14 protein-coding genes are annotated in these 16,718 nt (G+C 62.4%); 2 read left to right on the forward strand and 12 right to left on the reverse strand.

Going from position 1 to position 16,718, the window contains the following annotated elements:
- Nucleotides 1-6 precede the first annotated feature (6 nt).
- The 12 genes from nuoM to ACQ4LH_RS06795 form a co-directional block, all read right to left on the reverse strand.
- Entirely contained in the window at nucleotides 7-1,536 is a 1,530-nt protein-coding gene (gene nuoM, locus ACQ4LH_RS06740; protein ID WP_430696504.1) for an NADH-quinone oxidoreductase subunit M, read from the reverse strand.
- A gap of 15 nt (nucleotides 1,537-1,551) precedes the next feature.
- Nucleotides 1,552-3,402: an NADH-quinone oxidoreductase subunit L gene (gene nuoL / locus ACQ4LH_RS06745; protein ID WP_430696505.1), complete on the reverse strand. Its 1,851-nt coding sequence runs from the start codon at nucleotides 3,400-3,402 to the stop codon at nucleotides 1,552-1,554.
- A complete protein-coding gene (nuoK, locus tag ACQ4LH_RS06750; RefSeq protein WP_090250586.1) occupies nucleotides 3,399-3,707 on the reverse strand; it encodes an NADH-quinone oxidoreductase subunit NuoK in 309 nt (102 codons plus the stop codon). The genes nuoL and nuoK overlap by 4 nt, the downstream gene beginning before the upstream one ends.
- Nucleotides 3,704-4,213, reverse strand: coding sequence for an NADH-quinone oxidoreductase subunit J (gene nuoJ, locus ACQ4LH_RS06755; RefSeq protein WP_090250589.1), 510 nt, complete (start codon nucleotides 4,211-4,213; stop codon nucleotides 3,704-3,706). Before nuoJ ends, nuoK begins: the two co-directional genes overlap by 4 nt.
- 9 nt (nucleotides 4,214-4,222) lie before the next feature.
- Entirely contained in the window at nucleotides 4,223-4,771 is a 549-nt protein-coding gene (nuoI, locus tag ACQ4LH_RS06760; RefSeq protein WP_090250592.1) for an NADH-quinone oxidoreductase subunit NuoI, read from the reverse strand.
- Nucleotides 4,772-4,784: 13 nt separating this feature from the next.
- Nucleotides 4,785-5,777 (reverse strand): NADH-quinone oxidoreductase subunit NuoH, encoded by a 993-nt coding sequence (nuoH, locus tag ACQ4LH_RS06765; protein ID WP_275960207.1) that lies wholly within the window; start codon nucleotides 5,775-5,777, stop codon nucleotides 4,785-4,787.
- On the reverse strand, nucleotides 5,774-8,494 hold the full coding sequence (nuoG, locus tag ACQ4LH_RS06770) for an NADH-quinone oxidoreductase subunit NuoG (protein ID WP_430696506.1): 2,721 nt from the start codon (nucleotides 8,492-8,494) through the stop codon (nucleotides 5,774-5,776). The genes nuoH and nuoG overlap by 4 nt, the downstream gene beginning before the upstream one ends.
- Nucleotides 8,495-8,590: 96 nt before the next feature.
- Nucleotides 8,591-9,946, reverse strand: coding sequence for an NADH-quinone oxidoreductase subunit NuoF (gene nuoF, locus ACQ4LH_RS06775; RefSeq protein WP_430696507.1), 1,356 nt, complete (start codon nucleotides 9,944-9,946; stop codon nucleotides 8,591-8,593).
- Nucleotides 9,943-10,437, reverse strand: coding sequence for an NADH-quinone oxidoreductase subunit NuoE (gene nuoE, locus ACQ4LH_RS06780; RefSeq protein WP_430696508.1), 495 nt, complete (start codon nucleotides 10,435-10,437; stop codon nucleotides 9,943-9,945). The genes nuoF and nuoE overlap by 4 nt, the downstream gene beginning before the upstream one ends.
- A gap of 2 nt (nucleotides 10,438-10,439) precedes the next feature.
- Nucleotides 10,440-12,221, reverse strand: a complete 1,782-nt coding sequence (gene nuoC / locus ACQ4LH_RS06785) for an NADH-quinone oxidoreductase subunit C/D (protein WP_430696509.1) — start codon at nucleotides 12,219-12,221, stop codon at nucleotides 10,440-10,442.
- Between the two features lie 56 nt (nucleotides 12,222-12,277).
- A complete protein-coding gene (locus tag ACQ4LH_RS06790) occupies nucleotides 12,278-12,955 on the reverse strand; it encodes a NuoB/complex I 20 kDa subunit family protein (protein ID WP_108489146.1) in 678 nt (225 codons plus the stop codon).
- 10 nt (nucleotides 12,956-12,965) lie between these two features.
- Nucleotides 12,966-13,379, reverse strand: a complete 414-nt coding sequence (locus tag ACQ4LH_RS06795) for an NADH-quinone oxidoreductase subunit A (RefSeq protein WP_090250607.1) — start codon at nucleotides 13,377-13,379, stop codon at nucleotides 12,966-12,968.
- A 268-nt stretch (nucleotides 13,380-13,647) separates the two neighbouring features.
- Between ACQ4LH_RS06795 and ACQ4LH_RS06800 the strand changes: the two genes are divergently transcribed.
- Both ACQ4LH_RS06800 and recG read left to right on the forward strand, forming a co-directional pair.
- A complete protein-coding gene (locus tag ACQ4LH_RS06800; protein WP_090379691.1) occupies nucleotides 13,648-14,574 on the forward strand; it encodes a hydrogen peroxide-inducible genes activator in 927 nt (308 codons plus the stop codon).
- Between the two features lie 8 nt (nucleotides 14,575-14,582).
- Nucleotides 14,583-16,658 (forward strand): ATP-dependent DNA helicase RecG, encoded by a 2,076-nt coding sequence (gene recG / locus ACQ4LH_RS06805; RefSeq protein ID WP_430696510.1) that lies wholly within the window; start codon nucleotides 14,583-14,585, stop codon nucleotides 16,656-16,658.
- Nucleotides 16,659-16,718: the final 60 nt, after the last annotated feature.

Genomic DNA, 16,718 nt, shown 5'->3' on the forward strand with positions numbered 1-16,718 from the left:
CGCTACTTACCGGGCCGGAACAGGTTGATTGAGGGCACTACCCAGCCACTGCTGCACGCCTTGCATGCTGGCGGCGGAGGTGTCGAGCACCGGCTGTGGGTAAACACCGAGCAGGATCAGCAGCACAGCGAGGCCGAGCACCATGCTCAGCTCACGTAGCTGCAGGCCAGGCAAGGCAGTGTCCGCCTTGGCCGGGCCGAAGTAGGCGCGGTGAATCATGATCAGCGAGTAGACCGAGCCGAACACCAGACCGGTGGCGGCCAATACGGTGACCCATGGCGCGCTCTGGAAGCTGCCGATCAGAATCAGGAACTCACCAACGAAGTTACCGGTACCCGGCAGGCCCAGCGCCGCAGCGGCAAAGAACAGGCTCAGCGCCGGCAGCCAGGGCATACGCGCCCAAATGCCGCCCATCTCACGCATATCACGAGTATGCAGGCGCTCGTACAGCTGACCGCAGAGGATAAACAGCGCCGCGGCGGACAGGCCGTGGGCGAGCATCTGCACCACAGCGCCCTGCAGGGCAATCTCGCTGGCCGAGTAGATGGCGATCAGCACAAAGCCCATGTGCGACACGCTGGAATAGGCCACCAGACGCTTGATATCGGTCTGCGCGAACGACAGCAGCGCGCCGTAGATGATGGCGAACACGCCGAGCCACTGGGCGATTGGCGCAAACTCGGCCGAGGCATTGGGGAACAGCGGCAGGGCAAAACGCATCAGGCCGTAGGCCGCGGTTTTCAGCAGGATACCGGCCAGATCCACCGAGCCGGCTGTCGGCGCCTGGGCGTGGGCGTCCGGCAGCCAGGAGTGGAACGGCACCACAGGAAACTTCACCGCGAAGGCGATAAAGAAGCCGAGCATCAGGATGTACTCGGTGCCGGCCGCCATCTTGGTGGTCAGCAGATCGGCATAGTTGAAGGTCAGCACACCGGTCTGGTCGAAGTGCACAAACACCAGGCCGAGGATCGCCAGCAACATGATCAGGCCGCTGGCCTGGGTGAAGATAAAGAACTTGGTGGCGGCGGTGATGCGGGTCTTGCCGTCACTGCCGCTATGACCCCAGAGCGCGATGAGGAAATACATCGGCACCAACATCATTTCCCAGAAGAAGAAGAACAGGAACAGATCGACAGCGAGGAACACGCCGACCACGCCGCCGAGAATCCACATCAGGTTGAGGTGGAAGAAGCCGACGCGGTTCTGGATCTCGTTCCACGAGCAGAGCACCGAGAGCACACCGAGCAGGCCGGTGAGGCTGATCATCAGCACCGACAGGCCATCCAGCGCCAGGTGCACGCTGATGCCGAAACGCTCAATCCACGGCACCTGGAACTCGGCCGCCCACTGCGGTGCAGCACCCGGCGCCGGGGCCAAGCTGAAGTCGCCAGTGGCCCACAGCCACAGACTCAGACCGAATAGCAATGCCATGGTCAGCAGGGCGATCCAGCGCGGCAGGATGTTGCCGAAGCGCTCGCACTGCCAGCACAGCAGGCCGCCGATAAAGGGGATCAGGATTAGCCAGGGCAGAATCATGACGGGCTATTTTCCTTAATTCAGAAACAGGAGAACGGCGAGCACCAGCACGGCGCCCCCGGCTATCGATGTGGCGTACCAGCGCACCTGGCCGGTCTCGCTGCGGGCCAGCAAGGCGTGACCGCCTCGCGCCAGACGCGGAATCAGGCCAATGCTGCGGTCAATCGGGTCATGCCCGAGCAGGCGGCAGACCAGCAGATACGGCTGCACAAACAGCTTGTCGTAGAGCCAGTCGAAGCCCCAGGCGGCGAACCACCAGGCCGAGAGGAAACGCCCCGGCGCACTCTGCGCCACCGCGGTGGCGAAACTGCGTTTGCCGAGGAACAGCAGTGCGGCCAGAACGATACCGATGATCGCGATGGCTCCCGAGACGATTTCCAGGCCGATGCGGCCGTCACCACCGGCATGGCCGACGCTCTGCGGCAACACGCCGGCCAGCGGTGGGCTGATCAGCGCGCCAATAAAGGTCGACAGCACAATCAGGGTGACCAGCGGCAGCCAGTGAGCCACGCCATGGCCGGCATGGGCTTCGGTCTTCTGCTCGCCATGGAAGGCGATAAAGATCAGGCGGAAGGTGTACAGCGAAGTCAGGAAGGCGCCCGCGAGGCCGGCATAGAGCAACCACTGATGACCGCTGGCGAAGGCTTCCCAGAGGATTTCATCCTTGGAGTAGAAACCCGCCGTGATCAGCGGCAACGCCGCCAGGGCCGCGCCGCCGACGATAAAGCTGGCGTAGGCCAACGGCAGTTTCTTCCACAAACCGCCCATCTTGAAGATGTTCTGCTCGTGGTGGCAGGCGTTGATCACTGCACCGGAAGCGAGGAACAGCAGGGCTTTGAAGAAGGCGTGGGTCATCAGGTGGAAGATCGCCGCGTCCCAGGCGCCAACGCCCAAAGCGAGGAACATGTAACCGATCTGGCTCATGGTCGAGTAGGCGAGGATACGCTTGATGTCGGTCTGCACCAGCGCGGCGAAACCAGCCAGCACCAGGGTCACGCCGCCGACGATGCCGACCAGTTCGAGAATCTCCGGGGTCAGCAGGAACAGGCCGTGAGTCCGCGCGATCAGGTAAACGCCGGCGGTGACCATGGTCGCCGCGTGGATCAGTGCGGAAACCGGGGTCGGACCGGCCATCGCATCGGCCAGCCAGGTTTGCAGCGGCAGCTGGGCAGATTTACCCACCGCGCCGCCGAGCAGCATCAGCGTGGCGATCCACAGCCAGCTATCCCCTTCCACATACTTCTGCGGCGCCAGCGCCATCAGCTCCTGAATATTCAGGGTGCCCAGATGGAGGAACAGGATAAACAGGCCGATGGCCATAAACACGTCGCCGATTCGGGTGACGATAAACGCCTTCAACGCCGCGTTACCGTTGGCGGTGTGCTTGAAGTAGAAGCCGATCAGCAGGTAGGAGCACAGCCCCACGCCCTCCCAGCCGAAGTACAGCACCAGCAGGTTATCGCCCAGCACCAGCAGCAGCATGCTGAAGATAAACAGGTTGGTGTAGGCGAAGAAGCGCGAGTAGCCCTCTTCACCGCGCATATACCAGCTGGCGAACAGGTGGATCAGGAAACCCACGCCAGTAACCACGCCAAGCATGGTCAGCGACAGGCCATCCAGATAGAGGGTGAAGCTCGGCGCAAACCCGGCCACGCTCATCCACTGCCAAAGCACCTGGGTAAACACGCCGTTTTCCGGCGGATAAAGGTTGAACTGCACGATCACCCAGGCCGCGGTCAGCGCGGACAAGCCCACCGAACCGACGCCGATCAGCGCGGAGAGGTTCTCGGAGAAACGTCCGCGCGAGAAGGCCAGGAAAAACCAGCCCAGCAGCGGAAATACACAGGTCAGGAATAAAAGGTTCATCCGCGCATCTCGCTGGCAGCGTCGACATCGAGGGTGTTGAAGCGGCGATACAGCTGCAACAGGATCGCCAGGCCAATACTGGCTTCGGCGGCGGCCAGAGTGATCACCAGGATAAACATCACCTGGCCGTCAGGCTGGGCCCAACGGCTGCCCGCCACCACAAAGGCCAGGGCGGTGGCATTCATCATCACTTCCAGGCTCATCAGCACAAACAGGATATTGCGCCGCACCATCAGGCCGATCAGGCCGAGGCTGAACAGCACGCCGGCCAACGCCAGGCCGTGCTCCAGGGGAATCGCATTCATGCCGTGGGCTCCTTGGCATCGTGACGGCCGAGGTGATAGGCCGCGACCAGCGCAGCGAGCAGCAGCATCGAAGCCAACTCCACCGCCAGCAGGTAAGGCCCGTACAGGGCGATACCGACGGCCTTGGCATCAATGGTCTGCAAACCGAGGGCCGCACCACTGGGCGACTGGAACAGCACGTAGAGCAATTGCCCCAGCAGCAACGCCGAGAGAATCGCCGGGCCGGTCCAGATGCCCGGCGTCAGCCACTGGCGTTCCTGCTCGACCGCCGCCGGGCCGAGGTTGAGCATCATCACCACGAAGACGAACAGCACCATGATCGCGCCGGCGTAGACGATGATCTCCAGCGCGCCAGCAAACGGCGCGCCGAGGGCGAAGAAGGTCATCGCCACTGCCAGCAGCGAGAGAATCAGGTACAGCAGGGCATGCACCGGATTGCTCGCGGTGATCACCCTGAATGTGGCCGCCACGGCAACGCCGGCGGCGAGGTAGAAAGCGAATTCCATGTCCCCTCCTTAGGGCAGTAGGCCTTTGACGTTGATCGGTTCGGCTTCGTTTTGCGCGGCGCCTTTCGGCTTGCCGGCAATGGCCATACCGGCGACGCGGTAGAAGTTGTAGTCCGGGTTCTTGCCCGGGCCGCTGATCAGCAGGTCTTCTTTCTCGTACACCAGGTCCTGACGCTTGAACTCGCCCATTTCGAAATCCGGAGTAAGTTGGATCGCCGTGGTCGGGCAAGCTTCTTCGCACAGGCCGCAGAAGATGCAGCGCGAGAAGTTGATGCGGAAGAAATCCGGGTACCAGCGGCCATCCGGGGTTTCCGCCTTCTGCAGCGAGATACAGCCCACCGGGCAGGCCACCGCGCACAGGTTGCAGGCCACACAACGCTCTTCGCCGTCGGGGTCGCGTGTCAGGACGATGCGCCCGCGATAGCGTGGCGGCAGGTACACCGCCTCTTCCGGGTATTGCAGGGTGTCGCGCTTGCGAAAGCCATGGCTGAAGACCATGGCCATGCTGCGCAGTTGGGTGTAGGTGCCGTGCACCACATCCCGTATGTATTTGAACATTCTGTGGTTCTCCTTACTGGGCCGCGGCCAGCACGAATGCGCCGGTCACCAGCAGGTTGATCAGGGTCAGCGGCAGGCAGAACTTCCAGCTGAAGGCCATGACCTGGTCATACCGTGGCCGCGGAATCGAGGCGCGCAGCAGGATGAAGATCATGATGAAGAAGCAGGTTTTCAGGGCAAACCAGAAAAACGGAATCTGCGGCAGGATGCCAAACGGCCCGTGCCAACCACCGAAGAACAGGGTTACCAGCAGCGCCGAGATGGTGATGATGCCGATGTACTCACCAACGAAGAACATGCCCCATTTCATCCCGGCATATTCGATGTGGTAACCATCGGCCAGCTCCTGCTCAGCTTCCGGCTGGTCGAAGGGGTGACGGTGAGTCACCGCCACGCCGGCGATAAAGAAGGTACAGAAGCCGAAGAACTGCGGAATGATGAACCAGAGGTTTTCCGCTTGGTAATCGACGATATCGCGCATGTTGAACGAGCCAACCTGGGCGACGATGCCCATCAGCGCCAGCGCCAGAAACACCTCGTAGGACACCGTCTGCGCCGAGGCGCGCAGCGCGCCGAGCAGGGCAAACTTGTTATTACTCGCCCAGCCGGCGAACAGCACGGCATACACCGACAGCCCAGCCATGGCGAAGAAGAACAGGATGCCGATGTTCAGGTCCGCCACGCCCCAGTTCGGGGTGATCGGGATGATCGCAAAGGCCATCAACATGGCGGCGAAGGCGATCATCGGCGCCAGGATAAAGATGAACTTGTCGGCGAACGGCGGCGTCCAGTCCTCCTTGAAGAACATCTTGATCATGTCCGCTGCGATCTGGAACATGCCGAACGGCCCGACCCGGTTGGGACCGTAGCGGTCCTGCCACCAGCCCAGCAGACGGCGTTCGACAAAGCTCAGCAGCGCGCCGCAGACCACCACCACCAGCAGAATCACAATGGCTTTGAGTACGGCGATCAATACGTCCAGCACTTCAGGGGTCAGCCAACTCATTGCGCGGCCTCCTCAATGCGGGTGACCACGCTACCTGCGATCAGCGCCGGCATGCCCGCCAAACCGACTGGCAGGCCGACCACACCGATGGCCAGCTCTTCGGTGATCTGCAGCGGCAGGCGCAGAGTCTGCCCAGCGACCGTCAGGCTAAGCAGCGCGCCATCATTTACGCCCAGACGATCCGCTTCGGCCTTGGCCAGCAACGCGTAAGGTGCGGGAATGCGCTCCTGCAGCGGCGCGGCACCGGCCGAGGTTTCTTCACTGCCAAACAGGTGATGCAGCGGCACAGCCTGCAAGGTGCCCGGTGCCGGGTTAAAGGCGGCCGGTGCGCTGAACCACGGCAGCACCGTGCCTTTGGCTTCCAGCAGACGCACACCGGGATCGCCAGCGCGCAGATGGCCGCCGACTTCGTCCTGAAACTTGTTCCAGGCTTGCGGCGAGTTCCAGCCCGGCGACCAGGCAAATGGAATCTGCTGACGGTCTTCCTTGCTGCCGGAATAGCCTTCCATGGAGAAGGCAAAGGCCGAATCCTGATCCTGCGGCTGGCGCGGCTCGTGCACGCTGATATTGGCGCGCATGGCGGTGCGACCGCTGTAACGGTGCGGCTCACGGGCCAGTTTGAGGCCCTTGATGCGGAAGGTGGCGTTTGGCGCCGCTTCGCCGATACGGGCCAGCAAGCTGTTGCTGGCAGCAACGGCCGCGGTCACCGCATCCAGCTGAGTCCAGTCGAGCGGCTTGCCCTGTAGCGTGCTGTGCAGGGCATGCAGCCAGCGCCAGCCTTCGCGAATCAGGATATTGCCGTCGTAGTAGCTCGGTTCGAACACCTGGAAGAAACGCTGGGCGCGGCCTTCAAAGCTGACCAGGGTGCCATCGCCTTCGGCGAAGCTGGCTACCGGCAGCAGCAGGTGGGCTTTTTCGCTGGTGGCGGTGTGCTGATGATCAGCGACAATCACCAACTTGGCAGCCGTCAAAGCGGCATCGACCTTGGCTGCATCGGCGCGGCGGTACAGGTCGTTTTCCAACACGATCACGGCATCGGCCTGGCCGGATGTCAGCGCCTGCAGCGCCGCATCGACAGACTCGCCCCCCAGCAGGGCCAGGCCCATGCTGTTGGCTTCCGGCACCACCAGGCTGATGGAAGCGTTCTTTTCGCGATTTTTCAGCGCGCTGGCGATATTCGCTGCGGCTTCGATCAGGCTCTTCTCGCCCAGGGATGCGCCAGCAACGATCAGCGGACGCTTGGCTTCAAGCAGCGCTTCGGCAATCAACTGCACCAGCTCACCGACATCCGCATCCAGGCCGTTAACCGCTGGTGCGCTCGGGTCGATGACGTGGGCCACGGCGAAACCGATACGCGCCAAGTCGGCCGGCGCGGCATGCACGCAGGCTTCGGCAATATCATCCAGACGCGTGGCGGTGACGCTGGCGATAAACAGTGGATGCAGCGCGTCCTGGGCGACGTTCTGCACGGCAGCCATGTGCCAGTCCTGAATCTTCGCCGACGCTGCGATTTCAGTGGCCTTGCCCTTGACCGTCTGACGCAGAGCCAGGGCCATCCGTGCGGCGGTCTGGGTGAGGTCTTCACCGAGGATAAACACCGCGTCGTGCTGCTCCACTTCACGCAGGGTCGGCACCGGCAGCGGGCCGTTCTGCAGGATGTCGCGGATCAGACGGATATTTTCCAGCTCACCAGCGGCGATACCGGAGTAGTAGTTGGCCTCGCCGACCAGCTCACGCAGGGCGAAGTTGCTTTCCAGGCTGGCGCGCGGCGAACCGATGCCGATTACGCGTTTGCCCTTGAGCAGCTCGGCGGCCTTGTCCAGCGCGGCGTCGATGCCGAGTTTTTCGCCACCGTCTTTATTCACCAGCAGCGGCTGACGCGGGCGATCAGTGCGGTTGACGTAGCCGTAGCCGAAGCGGCCTCGGTCACAGAGGAAGTACTGGTTCACATCGCCGTTGAAGCGGTTTTCGATGCGCCGCAGTTCGCCGTAGCGCTCGCCGGGGCTGGTGTTGCAGCCGCTGGCGCAGCCATGGCAAATGCTCGGCGCAAACTGCATGTCCCACTTGCGGTTGTAGCGCTCGGAGTGGGTCTTGTCGGTGAACACACCGGTCGGGCAGACCTCGACCAGGTTGCCGGAGAATTCGCTTTCCAGCACGCCGTCTTCGACCCGGCCGAAGTACACGTTGTCATGCGCGCCGTACACACCGAGGTCAGTGCCGCCGGCGTAATCCTTGTAGTAGCGCACGCAGCGGTAGCAGGCGATGCAGCGGTTCATCTCATGAGAGATGAACGGCCCGAGCTGCTGGTTCTGGTGGGTGCGTTTGGTGAAGCGATAACGGCGCTGGTTGTGGCCAGTCATCACCGTCATGTCCTGCAGGTGGCAATGGCCGCCCTCCTCGCACACCGGGCAGTCGTGCGGGTGGTTGGTCATCAGCCACTCGACAACGCTGGCGCGGAACGCCTTGGATTCTTCATCGTCGATGCTGATCCAGGTGTTGTCGGTGGCCGGCGTCATGCACGACATGACGATGCGCCCGCGCGTATCGTTTTCATCGGTGTACTGCTTGACCGCGCACTGGCGGCAGGCGCCGACGCTACCGAGCGCCGGGTGCCAGCAGAAGTAAGGGATATCGAGACCGAGGGACAGGCAGGCCTGCAGCAGGTTGTCCGCCCCATCGACTTCGAAATCTTTGCCGTCTACGTGGATAGTGGCCATGGTTCAGGTTTCTTCTTTGCCCACCGAAGCGGGCTTGGCTAATGGAATCACGTTGTGCTGCGGGGCCAGGTCAGTGGCCGCCAGAGCGCCATTGTTTTACGCGGGGACGAATTGCCCCGTCGTCGCCGGAGCCGCTGAGCTGGCCACGCCAGCCTCGAACTCCGAACGGAAATACTTGATCGCACTGCCCAACGGCTCAACCGCACCCGGTGCATGGGCGCAGAAGGTTTTGCCAGGGCCGAGGAAGTTGACCAGACCGAGCAGCGTGTCGATGTCCTGCTGCGTGCCTTGCTTGCGCTCTAGGGCGCGGAGAATTTTCACGCTCCACGGCAGACCGTCGCGGCATGGGGTACACCAGCCGCAGGACTCGCGGGCGAAGAACTCTTCCATATTGCGCAGCAGCGAGACCATGCTGATGCTGTCGTCCACCGCCAGTGCCAGGCCGGTGCCCATGCGCGTGCCGACCTTGCCGATACCGCCGGCATACATCAGCGCATCCAGGTGCTCGGGGAGCAGGAAGCCGGTGCCGGCACCGCCGGGTTGCCAGCACTTGAGGGTATAGCCATCGCGCATGCCGCCGGCGTAGTCCTCGAACAACTCGCGGGCGCTGACGCCGAAGGGTAGCTCCCACAGACCGGGGTTCTTCACCTTGCCGGAGAAGCCCATCAGCTTGGTGCCGTGGTCTTCACTCTCCGGGCGGGCCAGGCTCTTGTACCAATCCACACCGTTACCAACGACGGCCGGCACGTTGCACAGGGTCTCGACGTTGTTCACGCAGGTCGGCTTGCCCCAAACGCCAACGGCGGCAGGGAACGGCGGCTTGGCGCGCGGGTTGGCGCGGCGACCTTCGAGGGAGTTGATCAGCGCGGTTTCTTCACCGCAGATATAGCGCCCGGCACCGGTGTGCACGAACAGCTCGAAATCGAAACCGCTGCCGAGAATGTTCTTGCCGAGCAGGCCGGCGGCCTTGGCTTCCTCGATGGCGCGATTGAGATTCGCCGCCGCATCGACGTATTCGCCGCGTAGGAAGATGTAACCGCGATAGGCCTTGAGCGCGCGGGCAGAAATCAGCATGCCTTCCACCAGCAGGTGCGGCAGCTGCTCCATCAGCATGCGGTCTTTCCAGGTGTTCGGTTCCATCTCGTCCGCGTTGCACAGCAGGTAGCGGATGTTCATGGATTCGTCGGCGGGCATCAGCCCCCACTTCACCCCGGTGGGGAAGCCGGCACCGCCACGGCCTTTGAGGCCGGAGTCTTTCACCGTCTGCACGATGTCAGCCTGAGCCATCTCACTCAACGCTTTGCGCGCTGCGGCGTAGCCGTTCTTCTGCTGGTACTCCTCCAGCCACACCGGCTGGGCGTCGTCACGCAAGCGCCAGGTCAGCGGATGGCTTTCCTCGCTGCGGGCGATCTTGTTGGCCGGGCCGATGGAGGTCAGCGTCTTGATGCTCATACGTAGGCCTCCAGCAGTTTGGCGACGCCATCAGGTTGCACGTCACCAAAGGTGTCGTCGTCGATCATCAGCGCCGGGGCCTTGTCGCAGTTACCCAGGCAGCACACCGGCAGCAAGGTAAAGCGGCTATCGCTGGTGGTCTCGCCGAGGCCGATACCGAGCTGCTTGTGCATTTCAGCGACGACCGACTCATGGCCACCGACATAGCAGGTCATGCTGTCGCATACGCGGATGATGTGGCGGCCCACCGGCTGACGGAAAATCTGACTATAGAAGGTGGCCACACCTTCGACATCGCTGGCGGGAATACCGAGGATTTCGCCAATCGCATCGGCGGCGCCATCCGGCACCCAGCCACGGGCTTTCTGCACGATTTTCAGCGCTTCGATCGACGCAGCGCGCGGGTCTTCGTAGTGGTGCATCTCATGCTCAATGGCCGCATGTTCGGCTTCGCTGAGGATGAAACGATCAGTCTGAATAAGCGTATTCATAATCAGCGGTCCACGTCAGCCATAACGAAGTCGATACTGCCCAGGTACGCGATCAGGTCGGCGACCATGCTGCCGCGAATCACCGAAGGGATCTGCTGCAGGTGCGGGAAGCTCGGCGTACGAATGCGCGTGCGGTAGCTCATGGTGCTGCCGTCGCTGGTCAGGTAGTAGCTGTTGATGCCCTTGGTCGCCTCGATCATCTGGAAGCTCTCGTTGGCCGGCATCACCGGGCCCCAGGAAACCTGCAGGAAGTGGGTGATCAGGGTTTCGATGTGCTGCAGCGTGCGCTCTTTCGGCGGTGGCGTGGTCAGCGGATGATCGGCCTTGTATGGGCCTTCCGGCATATTGCGCAGGCACTGGTCGATGATCTTGATGCTCTGACGCATCTCTTCCACGCGCACCATGCAGCGGTCGTAGGCATCGCCATTGGCGGCCAGCGGCACTTCGAACTCGAAGTTCTCGTAGCCGGAATACGGTCGCGCCTTGCGCAGGTCGAAGTCGCAGCCAGTAGCGCGCAAGCCAGCACCTGTGGTGCCCCACTCCAGCGCTTCTTTGGTGTTGTACTGCGCCACACCGATGGTCCGCGCCTTGAGGATGCTGTTCTGCAGCGCTGCTTTCTCATACTCGTCGAGGCGCTTGGGCAACCAGTCGACGAATTCTTTGACCAGACGATCCCAACCACGCGGCAGATCGTGGGCGACACCGCCGATGCGGTACCAGGCCGGGTGCAGACGGAAGCCGGTGATGGCTTCGATCACCTTGTAGGCACGCTGGCGGTCGGTGAAGGTGAAGAACACCGGGGTCATCGCGCCGACGTCCTGGATATAAGTGCCGAGGAACAACAGGTGGCTGGTGATGCGGAAGAACTCGGCGAGCATGATGCGGATCACGTCGACCCGCTGCGGCACGGTGATGCCCGCGAGTTTTTCCACGGCCAGCACGTACGGCAGGTTATTCATCACCCCGCCGAGGTAGTCGATGCGGTCGGTGTAGGGAATAAAGCTGTGCCAGCTCTGCCGTTCAGCCATCTTCTCGGCGCCACGGTGGTGATAGCCAACCTCGGGCACGCAGTCGACAATCTCTTCACCATCGAGCTGCAGGATGATGCGGAACGCACCGTGAGCCGACGGGTGATTGGGGCCGAGGTTGAGGAACATATAGTCCTCATGCTCGCTGCCGCGCTTCATGCCCCAGTCTTCCGGCTTGAAGCGCGCGGCCTCTTCTTCCAGCTGCTGTTTGGCCAGGGTCAGGCTGAACGGATCGAACTCGGTGGCGCGCGCCGGGTAGTCCTTGCGCAGCGGGTGACCTTCCCAAGTCGGCGGCATCATGATCCGCGTCAGGTGCGGGTGGCCGCTGAAGTGAATGCCATAGAGGTCCCAGACTTCGCGTTCATACCAGTTGGCATTGGGCCAGATACTGGTGACACTGGGCACATTGAGGTCGCGCTCGTTCAAGGCAACCTTGAGCATGATGTCGCTGTTCCGCTCCAGCGACATCAGGTGATAGAACACGGTGAAATCCGCACCCGGCAGACCGCGACGCTGGGTGCGCAGGCGCTCGTCGACGCCATGCAGGTCATACAGCATGACGTAGGGGCGCGGCAGGTTGCGCAGGAAGGTCAGGATTTCGACCAGCCGCTCGCGGGCCACCCACAGCACCGGCATGCCGGTACGGGTGCTCTGTGCGGTAAAGGCGTCGGCGCCAAAACGGGAATTCAGTTCGACGACCACATCTTGGTCGTCAGCCTTGTACGGCGGTATGGACAGAATGCTGTCTGCAGTCATGGTCTCGGTCGCTATCGGTCAACGGCGTCAGTAGGCGGGCTCAAGCGAGCCCAGGCTCACACTTCGTCGGGGCTACGCAGATTGGTCACGGCGATCCGCTGCTCGCGACGCTGTTCTTTCTGCGAAGGCATGTCGGCACGGTAAACACCCTGATCACCGACTACCCAGGACAACGGCCGGCGCTCCTGACCGATGGATTCCTGCAGCAGCATCAAGCCCTGCAGAAATGCCTCGGGACGGGGCGGGCAACCGGGAATATAGACGTCGACCGGCAGGAATTTGTCGACCCCCTGGACCACGGAGTAGATGTCGTACATGCCGCCAGAGTTGGCGCAGGAGCCCATCGAGATCACCCACTTGGGTTCCAGCATCTGCTCGTACAGGCGCTGGATGACCGGAGCCATCTTGATAAAGCAGGTGCCAGCGATGACCATGAAGTCCGCCTGGCGTGGGGAGGCTCGAATCACTTCCGCGCCAAACCGGGCCACGTCGTGCGGCGCGGTAAAGGCGGTGGTCATCTCCACATAGCAGCAGGACAGGCCGAAGTTATACGGCCATAGGGAGTTCTTGCGCCCCCAGTTCACTGCGCCATTCAGAACATCGGCAAGTTTGCCCATGTAGATGTTCTTGTGGACTTGATCATCTAGCAGCGGGTCGGAAACGGTCTCCCGCTCGCCGACCGGATAGCGCTCATTGGGCGCATCCGGATCGATCCGAGTAAGTTTGTAGTGCATCGCCAAAGCCTCATTGTTTTAGCTTCGCCTGCCGCTCGCGACGGCCCTGAGGTGCCCAATCGAGCGCCCCAATCCGCCAAAGGTAGACAAGACCTGCCAACAGAATTGCTATAAAGACTGTAGCTTCGATCAGCCCAGCCCAGCCGCTTTCGCGCACCGAAACTGCCCAAGCGAAGAGAAAGAGGGCTTCAACGTCGAAGATCACGAAGAGCATCGCGACCAGATAGAATTTGGCTGACAGGCGCAGACGCGCGCTGCCGACGGGCAACATGCCGGATTCAAAGGGCTCATTCTTGCTGCGGCCCCAGGCTTTGCTACCCAGCAGGCTGGACAGGCCAAGCATAAAACCGATGAGCCCGAAGACTCCCAGCAGGAACACAGCAAAAGCCCAGTTATGGGACATGGTCGTTACCGCATCAGGCATGCCGGTACTCCTTGGGTAAAAGGAACGGCTTGTATAATTTTATTGTGGCGAGTGCGAACCCCAAGCTGGGTCGCCCGCAAAGTATGGCCGCAATTCTATTCGCACAACGTTTTAGTAACTAATTATTTTCTGTTCACAAAGCGACATAAATGCGTAGCCAATCGTCAAAACCCTTTCAACACACCAGCCACGGGCGCTGAAGCGCATCAGCAGTTGGTTCCATTGAATACAGCCGCTATGCTTGGCTGCATCTCAATGGATAAAGACTATGACCCTCACCGAACTGCGCTACATAGTCACCCTCGCTCAGGAACAGCACTTCGGCCGCGCCGCCGAGCGTTGTCATGTCAGCCAGCCGACGCTGTCGGTGGGGGTGAAGAAACTCGAAGATGAGCTGGGTGTGCTGATCTTCGAACGCAGCAAGAGCGCAGTGCGCCTGACTCCGGTCGGTGAGGGCATCGTTACCCAGGCGCAGAAGGTGCTGGAGCAGGCCCAGGGCATCCGCGAGCTGGCCCAGGCCGGCAAGAACCAGATGGCCGCGCCGCTGAAAATCGGCGCGATCTACACCGTCGGCCCTTATCTGTTCCCGCACCTGATTCCGCAACTGCACCGCGTCGCGCCGCAGATGCCTCTGTATATCGAAGAGAACTTTACCCACGTGCTGCGCGATAAGCTGCGCAATGGCGAGCTGGACGCGATCATCATCGCCCTGCCGTTCCATGAAGCCGACGTGCTGACCAAGCCGCTGTACGACGAGCCGTTCTACGCCCTGCTGCCGGCCGGCCACCCCTGGGCCGCGATGAAAACCATCGACAGCAAATTACTGAACGACAAGAGCCTGCTGCTGCTCGGCGAAGGCCACTGCTTCCGCGATCAAGTGCTTGAGGCCTGTCCGACCCTGCGCAAAGGCGGCGAAGACAGCGCCAAACACACCACGGTGGAATCCAGCTCGCTGGAAACCATCCGCCATATGGTCGCCTCAGGCCTTGGCGTGTCGATCCTGCCGTTCTCCGCCGTCGACAGCCACCACTACGCCCCCGGCGTGATCGAAGTGCGCCCGCTCAGCCCGCCCACGCCGTTCCGCACCGTGGCCATCGCCTGGCGCGCCAGCTTCCCGCGGCCGAACGCCATCGAAGTGCTGACCGATTCGATCCGCCTGTGCTCGGTGGCCAAACCACTGCCCAAGAGCAGCTAAGACAGGCCATGACCGAGCTGGCCGCGGTTTCTGTCACCGCGCTGAAAGGCGTGGGTGCCGCCCTGGCCGAAAAGCTCGCCAAGGTCGGCCTGGAATCCCTGCAGGACGTGCTGTTCCACTTGCCGTTACGCTATCAGGACCGCACCCGCATCGTACCGATTGGCGCGCTGCGCACCGGTCAGGACGCAGTAGTTGAAGGCATAGTCGCCGGCGCCGATGTGGTCATGGGTCGACGCCGTAGCCTGCTGGTACGCCTGCAGGATGGCAGCGGCACCCTCTCCCTACGCTTCTATCACTTCAGCCAGGCGCAAAAGGAAGGCCTTAAGCGCGGCACGCAGGTGCGTTGCTACGGTGAGGTACGACCAGGCTCATCGGGTCTGGAGATCTATCACCCGGAATACCGCGCGCTGTCCGGCAGCGAACCGATTGCCGTGGAACAGACCCTGACGCCGATCTACCCGACTACCGAAGGCCTGACCCAGCAGCGCCTGCGCCAGCTCAGCGAGCAAGCCCTGGCCCGTTTGGGCCCGCACAGCCTGCCGGATTGGCTGCCGCGCGAACTGGCCGACGATTACCAGCTCAGCCCGCTCGACCAAGCCATCCGTTACCTGCATCGGCCACCGCCGGATGCCGACTTGGAAGAACTCGCCGAAGGCCGCCACTGGGCCCAACACCGCCTGGCCTTCGAGGAACTGCTGACCCACCAACTGTCGCTGCAACGCCTGCGCGAAAGCGTGCGCGCACAGCAGGCCCCGGCGCTGCCCTTGGCGAAAACCCTGCCGCAGCAGTACCTGGCCAACCTGGGTTTTACCCCCACCGGCGCGCAACAGCGGGTCGGCGCGGAAATCGCCTACGACCTCAGCCAGAGCGAACCGATGCTGCGCCTGGTGCAGGGCGATGTCGGCGCCGGCAAGACCGTGGTCGCCGCCTTTGCCGCATTGCAGGCACTGGAAGCCAGTTATCAGGTGGCGCTGATGGCGCCTACCGAGATTCTCGCCGAGCAGCATTTCATCAATTTCAGCAAATGGCTCGCCCCACTGGGTCTGGAAGTCGCCTGGCTGGCCGGCAAGCTCAAGGGCAAGGCCCGCGCCAGTGCTCTGGAGCAGATCGCCGCAGGCGCGCCCATGGTGGTTGGCACCCACGCGCTGTTCCAGGATGAAGTGCGCTTTGCCAAGCTGGCCCTGGTGATTATCGATGAGCAGCACCGCTTCGGCGTGCAGCAGCGCCTGGCCCTGCGGCAGAAAGGCATTGGCGGGCGTATGTGCCCGCACCAGCTGATCATGACCGCCACGCCAATCCCGCGAACCCTGGCGATGAGCGCCTACGCCGACCTCGACACCTCGATCCTTGACGAACTGCCGCCCGGTCGTACCCCGGTGAACACCCTGGTGATCGCCGACAGTCGCCGTCTGGAAGTGGTCGAGCGCGTGCGTTTGGCCTGTAATGAAGGGCGTCAGGCCTACTGGGTCTGCACGTTGATCGAGGAATCCGAAGAACTGACCTGCCAGGCCGCAGAAACCACCTTCGAGGATTTATCGGCGGCGCTCGGCGGGCTGAATGTCGGCCTGATTCACGGGCGCATGAAACCGGCGGAAAAAGCTGCGGTGATGGACCAGTTCAAACAGGGCCAGCTGCAGTTGCTGGTGGCCACCACGGTGATCGAGGTCGGCGTCGATGTGCCCAATGCCAGCCTGATGATCATCGAGAACCCGGAACGCCTGGGCCTGGCCCAGCTGCACCAGTTGCGCGGCCGGGTCGGTCGCGGCAGCGCCGCCAGCCATTGCCTGCTGCTCTATCACCCGCCGTTGTCACAGCTGGGCCGCGAGCGCCTGGCAATCATGCGCGAGACCTGCGATGGTTTCGTTATCGCCGAAAAGGACCTGGAACTGCGCGGCCCCGGCGAGATGCTCGGCACCCGCCAGACCGGCCTGCTGCAATTCAAGGTCGCCGATCTGATGCGCGATGCCGACCTGCTGCCTGCTGTACGCGACGCTGCGCAGGCCCTACTGGAACACTGGCCGCAGCACGTCAGCCCGCTACTTGAACGCTGGTTGCGGCATGGCCAACAATACGGGCAAGTGTGAACCAACGCACAGTGCACCCGTCGCCTGCGCCGCCGATTCACCAGCCCGCTGTTTATACTC

This window comes from Pseudomonas peli (assembly GCF_050563605.1).
Lineage (GTDB): Bacteria > Pseudomonadota > Gammaproteobacteria > Pseudomonadales > Pseudomonadaceae > Aquipseudomonas > Aquipseudomonas peli_A.

What these genes read in the sequence shown, in the direction of transcription:
- nuoL (WP_430696505.1), bottom strand. Translation starts at nt 3,402, where the DNA reads ATGAACCTTTTATTCCTGACCTGTGTATTTCCGCTGCTGGGCTGGTTT.
- nuoE (WP_430696508.1), bottom strand. Translation starts at nt 10,437, where the DNA reads ATGAATACGCTTATTCAGACTGATCGTTTCATCCTCAGCGAAGCCGAA.
- ACQ4LH_RS06800 (WP_090379691.1), top strand. Translation starts at nt 13,648, where the DNA reads ATGACCCTCACCGAACTGCGCTACATAGTCACCCTCGCTCAGGAACAG.
- nuoM (WP_430696504.1), bottom strand. Translation starts at nt 1,536, where the DNA reads ATGATTCTGCCCTGGCTAATCCTGATCCCCTTTATCGGCGGCCTGCTG.
- nuoK (WP_090250586.1), bottom strand. Translation starts at nt 3,707, where the DNA reads ATGAATGCGATTCCCCTGGAGCACGGCCTGGCGTTGGCCGGCGTGCTG.
- recG (WP_430696510.1), top strand. Translation starts at nt 14,583, where the DNA reads ATGACCGAGCTGGCCGCGGTTTCTGTCACCGCGCTGAAAGGCGTGGGT.
- nuoJ (WP_090250589.1), bottom strand. Translation starts at nt 4,213, where the DNA reads ATGGAATTCGCTTTCTACCTCGCCGCCGGCGTTGCCGTGGCGGCCACA.
- nuoF (WP_430696507.1), bottom strand. Translation starts at nt 9,946, where the DNA reads ATGAGCATCAAGACGCTGACCTCCATCGGCCCGGCCAACAAGATCGCC.
- nuoI (WP_090250592.1), bottom strand. Translation starts at nt 4,771, where the DNA reads ATGTTCAAATACATACGGGATGTGGTGCACGGCACCTACACCCAACTG.
- nuoC (WP_430696509.1), bottom strand. Translation starts at nt 12,221, where the DNA reads ATGACTGCAGACAGCATTCTGTCCATACCGCCGTACAAGGCTGACGAC.
- nuoH (WP_275960207.1), bottom strand. Translation starts at nt 5,777, where the DNA reads ATGAGTTGGCTGACCCCTGAAGTGCTGGACGTATTGATCGCCGTACTC.
- ACQ4LH_RS06790 (WP_108489146.1), bottom strand. Translation starts at nt 12,955, where the DNA reads ATGCACTACAAACTTACTCGGATCGATCCGGATGCGCCCAATGAGCGC.
- ACQ4LH_RS06795 (WP_090250607.1), bottom strand. Translation starts at nt 13,379, where the DNA reads ATGCCTGATGCGGTAACGACCATGTCCCATAACTGGGCTTTTGCTGTG.
- nuoG (WP_430696506.1), bottom strand. Translation starts at nt 8,494, where the DNA reads ATGGCCACTATCCACGTAGACGGCAAAGATTTCGAAGTCGATGGGGCG.